Origin of the sequence: Streptococcus sp. HMSC064H09 (assembly GCF_001812625.1) — a bacterium.
GTDB lineage: Bacteria > Bacillota > Bacilli > Lactobacillales > Streptococcaceae > Streptococcus.
This window is the reverse complement of the sequence record NZ_KV809602.1, coordinates 1838-11318: the sequence shown is the minus strand read 5'-3', so window position 1 is coordinate 11318 and position 9481 is coordinate 1838. Positions and strand designations below refer to the sequence as shown.

Genomic DNA, 9481 nt, shown 5'->3' with positions numbered 1-9481 from the left:
CTTTTCGTCACCCACTACAGTTGACAAAGAGCCTCATATAGAGGATATCTTCGCTTATATTTTTTAGTCTTTCAAGTGGTAAGAATAAGATGAAACCACAATATTCTCACGCCATTTGAGATAATATTTCAATCGTAAACTCATTTGGTTGTGAAGCATGGTTTGCCATGATTTTTTAGGTACAAACTGAGGAATCATGACTGTCAGAGTCGCATTATCCTTCTCAGCTTGAGTGGCGACCTCGTCCACATACTGAATGGTTGACTGAGTGATTGAGCTATATGGTGATTGGATATGAACCATCTCAATTTCAGGGAAATATTTTTTAAACTCTTGTTCAGTTTCCTTGTCCTTGTTCTCTGTATCCTTAGTAGATACATGCATGGCGATAACCTTGTCACCAATAGAACGTGCATAGGAAATAGCTCCGATATTAGCCTTGGTAACATTCCCAACAAGGATAAGAACAATATTTCCTTGATAATGGTGTTCTTCTACCGCTCCATCAATACGCAACTGTTGAGCAACACCATTATAGTGTTTTTTAATCTTAAGGAACATCCACATCAAGATTGCAATAATCGGGAAGAATGGCCAGATATCTCCTAAACGGAAAAGGAAGAGAATGAGAACGATAGCATAACAAATGAGGGCACCTAAGATATTTGCTAAAGAGTGTTTCCAGAATCCCTTACCATATTCACGAATCCAATGGACAACCATCCCCGTTTGAGAAAGAGCAAATGGAATAAATACACCGATGGTGTAAAGCGGAATCAAACGTTCCGTATTTCCTCGGAAAATAAACAAAAGGGTAATGGCACCAATTGCAAGTGTCAAGATCCCATTAGAGTATCCCATACGTGCACCTTTTTCAAGATACATGTGAGGCATGTATTTATTTTTCGCCATATTAAAGGACAACATCGGAAAGGCTGAAAAACCTGTGTTAGCTGCCACTGCAAGAATCATAGCAGTAGAGAATTGGAAAATGTAAAATAGAATACTACCAATCCATGATTGACCAAGAATTTCTCTAGCCATTTGTGACAAGATAGTTACTCCTGCATGAGGTGTAATACCTGTCCACCAGTTGAGGAAGGTAATTCCCGCAAACATAGCCCCCAAAATGCTAGACATGATAAAGAGGGTTGAAGCTGCATTTTTGGCCTTAGGTTTTTGAAAGAAAGGCACCGCATTAGAGATGGCTTCTACCCCTGTCAATGAGGCAGAACCTGAAGTAAAGGCCCTTAAAATAAGAATCAATGACACCCCTGTAATGGGTTGTCCTAAATGTGCTGTGGCTGCGTAAGGCATATGACCAGTTAAAATTTGAAAGAAACCAAATCCCAACAAGAACAGCGTCGAAACAATGAAGAGATAAACCGGTATCATCAAAGATTTTGCCGATTCACGCATTCCCCTAAGGTTCATAACCATCAAAACAAGCACCAAAATCATTGATATCTCAAGATTGAAAGGATGAAGGAAGGGAAGGGCTGAAGTAATGGCATCTGCACCTGAGGCCACTGAAACAGCAACTGTCAACATGTAATCGACCAAAAGACTGCCTCCAGCTATCAAGCCAAACTTAGGAGACAGATTTTCCGTCGTTACCATATAGGCACCACCACCTTGAGGATAGGCCTTGATAACCTGTCTATAAGAGATGGTAAGGCTGGCCAAAAGGACAAGAACCAAAAGCCCAATAGGGATTGACCACCAAATAGCCGCACTAGATACAGCTGTCAGAACCAAGACGACTTGCTCTGGACCATAGGCGATAGATGAGAGTGCATCACTCGACAACATGGCCAAGGCCTGAATCTTGGACAATAAGTGTTCATCACCACTATCATCATGAGTTAAAGGTTCACCGATTAAAATGCTTTTCAGACGTTGAAACATTGCGATCTCCTTGCTTTTAAAACATACGAAGGTTATTATACGCCCCTAAATGTCATCTTTCAAGTCTTAAACATCACTTGCCTGCTCTAAAACCCATTTTCTGACCTGAGAAATAAAGTATAGAGATCCCGTAATCACATAAAGTTTCTTATTGTCAGTCGTTACATGTTCTTTAATCCATGTTTTGAAATCTGGTACCTGCTTATAAACCTCTGGGTATTTATCTAATTTAACACTGTTTGGATAATCAAAACTCGTTACAGTCAAGTCACCAACCGATTTTAGTTGAGCCAGCATACCATCAATAGGCTTGGTATCAATCGCTGCAAAGAGAAGTTCAATCTCCTTATCTGCATATTCTGATTGCAACAAGTCAATCAAAACTTTAACACTCTCATTATTATGAGCACCATCAATCATAAGATTAGGTCTTAAAAATTCTGTTCGACCTCGCCAATTGGCATGAGCCAGGGCAACCTTTATGAGTTCAGGCGTTACTTTAGGATAGTCTTTTTGAAGCAATAAAGAAGCCATGATAGCCAAGCTAGCATTTGCTACTTGGTGTTGACCGGCCATAGCCAAGGCTATATCATCTAACCTTTGCACTCCATAGGTAAAATCAAAGGAATGGCTTGACCCTGTAGCTGTGAAATCTCTCCCCAGCTCATAGGTCTTAGACCCTTCTTCACGCGCCTTCTTCTCGAAAACATCTCGAACATCAGTACGATCAGTCGCATAAATAAAGGGTGCCGCATTCTTCAAAACACCGGCCTTCTCAGCTGCAATTTCAGCATGGGTATTCCCCAAAATAGCCTGATGGTCTAAACCAATCGAAGGACATAGGACTGCCAAGGGCTTAAAGAGATTGGTTGAATCATGAAGACCACCCATTCCAGCTTCAATGAATGCGATATCCACAGGATGGACCTGACCAAAATAGAGGAACATCAAGACTGTGATAATTTCAAACTCTGTCGCATTTTCATGCTCTGTCTCTTTTGGTAGACGTTCAACCACAGGCTTCACACGATTAACCAGGTCAAGTAAGTCCTCTTCTGAAATCATCTGACCATTAAGAGAGATTCGTTCCTTGAAGTCAACAATATAGGGTGAAGTAAAGGTTCCAACTTCATAACCTGCTTGGGTGAAAATGGTTTGGAGGGCATTGACTGTAGACCCTTTGCCGTTTGTTCCCACGATATGCACAGCCTTGAAATTATCTTGTGGATTTCCCAACTCTTTAAGCATCCAAGCCATACGCTCCAAGCCAGGCTTGATGCCAAATTTTAATTGTCCATGAATCCAATCCAACGCTTCCTGATAAGTCATAATTACTCCTTTTTTAGGCCAATGCTTCAACTTAGTCATTAAGCCGACCTCAAAACTAGATTTCTAGTTTTTCCTTGAGCTTAATGCTTTGACGCTCTTATTATACCAAAGACTTCTAGGTATAACCAAAATATGCAAAAAAGGCAACCCTAGGGTCACCTCTTAAGCTTTCTCTTTTTCGTCAATAACAAGACGAACTTTTTTACCTTGAGTAGGTACCGAATAGACAATCGCTCTTATCGCCGTAATAGTACGTCCTTTTTTCCCGATAACACGCCCAATATCGGCTGGGGCAAGATCAAGATGGTACTCCAAAAACTCAGGACCGTCAATAATTTTGATGGTCAACTGATCTGGTGAAGCAATTAAAGGTTTAACGATAGCGATAATAAGATTTTCAATGGTATCCATAGGCTAAAAAATTATTTTGAGAATTTTGATTCGTGGAATTTCTTCATAACGCCTTCTTTTGAAAGGATGTTACGAACTGTATCTGAAGGTTGTGCACCTTTAGACAACCACTCAAGAACACGTTCTTCTTTAAGTGTTACTTGGTTTTCTTCAACGAGTGGGTTGTAAGTACCAACTGTTTCGATGAAACGTCCATCACGTGGAGCACGTGAATCTGCAACGTTAATACGGTAGAAAGGTTTTTTCTTAGAACCCATACGAGTCAAACGGATTTTTACTGCCATTTTTAATATCTCTTTTCTTTAGTTTTTTATTATGGTGAGGGCACTTATCGCCCCTCGACCTTAACTAGTATACCATATCATTTTTATGTGTCAAGAAAAAAACTTGACAGACTTAAAATTTCTACAAAAAAAGTTAGAGTTTGACTCTAACTTCCTTTTCGACTATTTCTTAGTTGTAGTCTTATGATTTTTTTCATAAGCTACCTTTGCTTCAGCATATTCAGCTTCTAAACCCTTAGCCGCTGCTTTTGATACTTTCTCATAAGTATCACGACTGGTCAACTTGCCATCCTCGTTGTAGGTAGAAACAACCAAGGTATCTTTATTAACAGTATAAGACTTGGTGCGTTTCCCTTTACGGTAGAGTCGGTAGTTATCTACGTTATCCGAAATATAGTAATCTACTAGATTCTTATCTGCATTAGGATAAAGTTGCGAGACAACTTTAGTCAACTCACGCTTAAATTCTGAAACTTCTTTAGTATAGGTGATTGATTTATTCCACTGATCAACAACTTGATATTCCTTCAAATAATCTGAAGCTGTAAAAGTAGGCTGATCCTCCTCACCTTTTTTATAAAAGTAAGAATGTGTTTGTAAATTATTAGACTGATCAACTTTAAGGAAAGAGACGTAAATTTCATCTTTATCTTCATGTTCTTTCAGAGCATTGGTTAACTTTCCAGAATTTTCGTCCAAGACCTTAGACGATTTTAATTCCCAAGTCCCCTCAATGTTCCCCGAAGCATTACGCCAAAAACCGTAGACACCACCAACAAGCAACATCAAAACAACAGCAACAAGACTAGAAATCAAGGCTCCTTTGCCCCAATTTTTGGCCTTTTGCGATTTTTGATTAGCGTTTTGAATCGTTTCTAGAAGACGAACCTGACTTTCCAATCTCTTTTCTAGTTTGGCAACTGTCTGTTCTTCCTTAGATTTAGCTTTAGCAGCTAATTTTTCAGCCTTTTTCTTATCCCGAGCAGCTTGACGAGCAAGCTTCTTAGCTGCTTTTTCTTCCTTATAATCAAGTTTTGTCAAATCCTCAGACAATCCAAGATGCTGTGCTTGGTTACTGAAAACTGGAATAGATTGATTAGGCTCACTCGAGGTATTCACAGAATGATTTCCTGCATCTGGACGGGTTGGCGCATAGCTTGCCAAACGCTCCTTAGCCTCTGCGACGCGTTTGCGTTGTTCCTCTTCTTTTTGAATATCCTCAGCCTGACGGCCCGACTGAATGGTTCTTACTTGACCAACAATCTCTTGAGATAGGGCCTTTCTCTTTTCTTGGGCCGCATTTGCCATAGCCTCTTGCGCGTTGTCACGCTCTTTCTGAGACTGGGCTAGTGCTCTGGCAGTTGCGGTTCCTTCTTCAAACTGTTGGTCAGCTGATGATTCTCCTTGATCAGCTACTTGGTGAGCCTCTGCACCTTCAGAGAGAACAAACTCTCCTCGTTCCAAGGCTTCTTTAAAGTCGATTGGTCTTGGTTTTCGGCCATTCACAGCCTCAAAGTACTCTAACCATTCGTCTTTCAACATAATAAATCCCCCTGAATTAAAAAACACATGATTAACTTCCCTATTTTACCATACTTTTTAACATAAAAATAGGGATTAACAAGAATTCTAAAAATTCTTATTAAATCCCCATTAATCTTCTTTTGGTGTAATAGACAATAATTGGACAAAACGGTGTTGTGCTGATTCCGTTTCAAGCGTGACATTATCGTATCTAAAGAGAATCTCTTCGATATTTGCCAAGCCCAATCCTCGACCTGTTCCTTTTGTTGAAAATCCTCTTTGTTTCAAAGGAGCCACATCAATAGAAGCTTCCTTAGTTGAATTCTCAACAACAATAACGGATTGATTTTCCATCTTAAAGATAGCGATAGATAATTTTGGTTCATCTGCTAATACAGTAGCTTCTATAGCATTATCACAAAGAATGGATATGATTGTAATCAAGTCGAGTGGACGCATATCTGTGAAGAAGACGCCCTCTTCAACCTCCACATGACATTGAATACCTTTATCAAAAGCCTCAGCCACTTTAGATGATAAAAGACTCTTAAGTGGCATATTGGTCACACGAGTTAATTTTGCCAAATCAAACTTTTGCTGCTTCAAATCTGATGCCGAATCTTTCAAGACACTATCATAAATCATCTTGATTTGATCGATGTCTTTCATCTGGATGGCTTCATTAAGCGAAATCATAACATTAGTATAGTCGTGACGGAAACTGCGTAGCGTTTCGTAAAGACTTTCGACCTGCTCAGAATACTTCTCTAAATCATCCAAGTGACGTCGATTTTCTTTTCTACGCTCATTTTCAAAGAATTCATCTGCATATTTATTAACCTTGTAAACAGCATAAAAAATAGCTACAAACCCCACTAAGGTTATCACATGTCCAGCATAGTACAAGGCAAAGAATCGCGAGGCCACGACGACAGAATAGTTCAAAATCACATAGCTAATCAAGATAAAGTTAGTGAAAAACATAATCCGACCAAATTTACGATCTCGCTCTAAGACCCTCAAATATTTAAAATCAATGTTAAGGAGCTTGGATAGAGCGACAAATGTTGGAATAATTAAAAGGTCAAAGAAAATGAAATAAAGATAACTTCTGTTTAGAAAATCCGATGTGATGCCGAACCCTGGCATCAGGAAGTAGGCATAACCATTAAAAATCAACAGATAGAGAACTAGAGGATAGAAGGCATAAAAAGCCAACATATTGGTGGTTCTCTCCTTACCATAGAAATAGGCATAGAAAAGAAGGTAGAACGGTGTCATAAAGGACAAACCGACATTATATGACATCCCCAGTATTCCCCCTATACATTCAACCAGGAACGCAATAGGAAGGATCATACGTGGTACCTTGACCAAGCTGGTCCTTTCGTAGATCCACTGTATGACAATGAAATGCAAAAGATATTCTAATGCAATTTGCAAATTGAGCATCATTTAATGGTTAGCCACCTCCTTCTAGTCATCTCTAAATATACGGCAAAAAGCCATAACACTATTCTATCACAATTCCTGATAATAGATGAGATAAAATTAAATAATTATCTCGAATTTCAGAAAACTTTCAATAATGATTAGAGAAGAAGGGGAAAATCTAAGACCTAACGATTTTTCAAACGTTCCAAAAGTTCCTTTTTACGTGTCCGCGATAGGAGGCATGACTCGTTTCCCTCAAAGAAGACCATATTAGCTGTACGATCCACACTTGTCACATTATTCACATTGACAACAAAAGAGCGGTGCGTTTGGAAGAAAATATCATCCAATTTTGCTACTTCTGCAATTTTTCCATAGAATTCCACTAGGTTTGACTTGGTATGAGCGATTAACTTATGTGGCACAGGGGCTGTCTCAATGTATAAAATATCATCATAAGGAATATTAACATCATTTTTATCCGTTTTAACAGTTAGACTCTGTGCCTTGGTTTCTTGCTCAACCTGTGAATAAGCAAAATCTAAAAGTTCTACTAAAGCTCTCTTAAGATCCACATCTTCCATGGATTTATCGACAAAATCTAGAGCTTGAATCTTATAACGGAAGGTCAAGGGCATAAACTCCGAGTAAGCTGTAACAAAGGCAATTTGTGCTTTCAAGTCTTCCTTACGGATTTCAAGCCCAATATCTAGTCCCTGCTTAGTTTGATTTTTAAGGTCAATATCCAAAAGATAAACCATGGATTTACCCGAACCTCTATCAGCATCTAACAATTCCTGACCCTGTTCATAAAAAGTAATCCCATCAACAACGGCCTTCGACTCCTCAACTGCTTCGTCCAATAAACGACCAACACGATGACGCTGCAAGGCATCATCTTCAAGGACGATAATAGAAAGCATCTTATATCCCTCTTTCTTTCTAATATACTTTAATATACCTATCTAATATTTTATCATAATTAATTGGATAATATTCCTTTTTTTACAGCATAAAGTCTTTTTATCTCACCTAATTTCATTTATAAAACAATTGTTATCTCATTGTCACTTTATATTCATTTTTAGGTGTTATCATGAGAACTGTTTTTGTTTTAAATTAAAAAGGAGAAAGTTATGTTACATTCTTTTAAAACGCAAGGGACTAAGACAAAGACCTTGTTGACCCTTGCAACTGTCGGTATAATTAGCGCTTTTCTTGTAGGAAGTCCTCAGCATGCCTCTGCGGATCAAACCTATGTTTCAGATCCTAACCAGGCTCTAACATTTTCCGAACTTGAAACAGGTACAACTACAAATACCATCGCTCAAACAGATGTTTCTACTGAAACACCTACTACTGTGACTACTATATCACATACCTCTGTGGATGATTTTCATACACATGAAAATGACTATGAACAAACTCCCACAAACACTCCAACTTTTGAGGAATTGAAACAAAATAGTCAAACAGCTAGCAGTACTGTCGACAGCCAGACTGGAAGCAAAACCTATGAGACTAGAATTCCGACAAATACAGATAGCAATCATAAGGCTCTAGAAAACCAGTCTGAACCAAAGACCGAAACTGTCGCTCAAGCACAAACCTGGTCAAAAGATGGTGCCACATGGGTTTCAACAGAAATTAATAATGGTAATGTTCATAAGATTCTATCTACTTATATTCCAAAACCATTAACACCTTCTACAAAACCAACGACAACAGCTACACCAAAATCTAAACAATCAACTCCTGCTGTTAGTCAACCTAAAAAACCAGCCACAGTTGCTAACAAACCTACAACATCTACAACTCAACCTAAGAAACCAACGACTGTTGTAAACAAACCAGCGACTTCTACAACGACACAACCTAAGAAGCCAACAACGACTGTCACTAAACCGACAACTCCTAAAGCCACTCCTATCCAACCTGCTAAACCAGTGGACCGAATTGCTCAAGTATGGCAAAAGAATAACGAACTCGTAAAAGAGAATTACGATACTCCTCACTGGTCAAGCAAGGAAGCGACAGTTTTCATCAATGCTAAAAATCCTGAAATCGTGAATGCCTACAAACAGGCTATCACTTCTTGGAATAACACTGGTGCCTTTAATTTCTTGCTCACTAACGATAAACAAAAAGCCAACATCATTGCTGATGAACGTTATGAAGGTAATGTGGCAGCTCCTCTTGGAGTTACCTACTCTACTTACTACCTCCCAACTAAGCAATATAGTAATGCTACTGTTTACTTGAACACCTTCCATGTTCAAAACAATTATTACCAAAAGAACGGTGGGAAACTCCTTAACACTGCGCAACACGAATTAGGACACTCAATTGGACTTGAACATAACAGTGCCGTTGCCTCTGTAATGGAACCTAAAGGTGGTAAGACAAGTATCCAACCTGTTGATATTAACAATGTTAAGAAACTCTATAGCAAGATTTAAGTTCTTACACCATCACTACAAATATAAGCAGACCTATCAGGTCCTGCTTTTTTTATACAAGTGAGATGACCATTCAAGACCAGAAAATGACTGTTCACGATTTTTTCTTACAAATTTAAAAAATATGTAAGT

The 9481-nt window shown here is 38.8% G+C and carries 8 protein-coding genes; 1 reads left to right on the top strand and 7 read right to left on the bottom strand.

Going from position 1 to position 9481, the window contains the following annotated elements; translation table 11 throughout:
* Positions 1-63 precede the first annotated feature (63 nt).
* The 7 genes from HMPREF2867_RS07935 to HMPREF2867_RS07905 form a co-directional block, all read right to left on the bottom strand.
* Positions 64-1908, bottom strand: a complete 1845-nt coding sequence (locus HMPREF2867_RS07935) for an APC family permease (RefSeq protein WP_070576958.1) — start codon at positions 1906-1908, stop codon at positions 64-66.
* Between the two features lie 66 nt (positions 1909-1974).
* On the bottom strand, positions 1975-3237 hold the full coding sequence (locus HMPREF2867_RS07930) for a bifunctional folylpolyglutamate synthase/dihydrofolate synthase (RefSeq protein ID WP_070576956.1): 1263 nt from the start codon (positions 3235-3237) through the stop codon (positions 1975-1977).
* A gap of 162 nt (positions 3238-3399) precedes the next feature.
* Positions 3400-3648 carry a KH domain-containing protein gene (locus HMPREF2867_RS07925; RefSeq protein ID WP_002884680.1) on the bottom strand — a complete coding sequence of 83 codons (249 nt, stop codon included), beginning with the start codon at positions 3646-3648 and terminating at the stop codon, positions 3400-3402.
* An 11-nt stretch (positions 3649-3659) separates the two neighbouring features.
* Positions 3660-3932, bottom strand: coding sequence for a 30S ribosomal protein S16 (gene rpsP, locus HMPREF2867_RS07920; RefSeq protein ID WP_002884675.1), 273 nt, complete (start codon positions 3930-3932; stop codon positions 3660-3662).
* 162 nt (positions 3933-4094) lie between these two features.
* Positions 4095-5474, bottom strand: coding sequence for a hypothetical protein (locus tag HMPREF2867_RS07915; protein ID WP_070576954.1), 1380 nt, complete (start codon positions 5472-5474; stop codon positions 4095-4097).
* 111 nt (positions 5475-5585) lie between these two features.
* Positions 5586-6764, bottom strand: a complete 1179-nt coding sequence (locus HMPREF2867_RS07910) for a sensor histidine kinase (RefSeq protein WP_070576960.1) — start codon at positions 6762-6764, stop codon at positions 5586-5588.
* Positions 6765-7075: 311 nt separating this feature from the next.
* Entirely contained in the window at positions 7076-7813 is a 738-nt protein-coding gene (locus HMPREF2867_RS07905) for a LytR/AlgR family response regulator transcription factor (protein WP_002891534.1), read from the bottom strand.
* A gap of 213 nt (positions 7814-8026) precedes the next feature.
* On the opposite strand from HMPREF2867_RS07905, the gene HMPREF2867_RS07900 reads away from it, so the two are divergent.
* On the top strand, positions 8027-9349 hold the full coding sequence (locus HMPREF2867_RS07900) for a matrixin family metalloprotease (RefSeq protein WP_070576952.1): 1323 nt from the start codon (positions 8027-8029) through the stop codon (positions 9347-9349).
* Positions 9350-9481 lie beyond the last annotated feature (132 nt).

Coding starts and splice junctions, on each gene's coding strand:
- HMPREF2867_RS07935 (WP_070576958.1), bottom strand. CDS start 1,908: ATGTTTCAACGTCTGAAAAGCATTTTAATCGGTGAACCTTTAACTCAT.
- HMPREF2867_RS07930 (WP_070576956.1), bottom strand. CDS start 3,237: ATGACTTATCAGGAAGCGTTGGATTGGATTCATGGACAATTAAAATTT.
- HMPREF2867_RS07925 (WP_002884680.1), bottom strand. CDS start 3,648: ATGGATACCATTGAAAATCTTATTATCGCTATCGTTAAACCTTTAATT.
- rpsP (WP_002884675.1), bottom strand. CDS start 3,932: ATGGCAGTAAAAATCCGTTTGACTCGTATGGGTTCTAAGAAAAAACCT.
- HMPREF2867_RS07915 (WP_070576954.1), bottom strand. CDS start 5,474: ATGTTGAAAGACGAATGGTTAGAGTACTTTGAGGCTGTGAATGGCCGA.
- HMPREF2867_RS07910 (WP_070576960.1), bottom strand. CDS start 6,764: ATGTCATATAATGTCGGTTTGTCCTTTATGACACCGTTCTACCTTCTT.
- HMPREF2867_RS07905 (WP_002891534.1), bottom strand. CDS start 7,813: ATGCTTTCTATTATCGTCCTTGAAGATGATGCCTTGCAGCGTCATCGT.
- HMPREF2867_RS07900 (WP_070576952.1), top strand. CDS start 8,027: ATGTTACATTCTTTTAAAACGCAAGGGACTAAGACAAAGACCTTGTTG.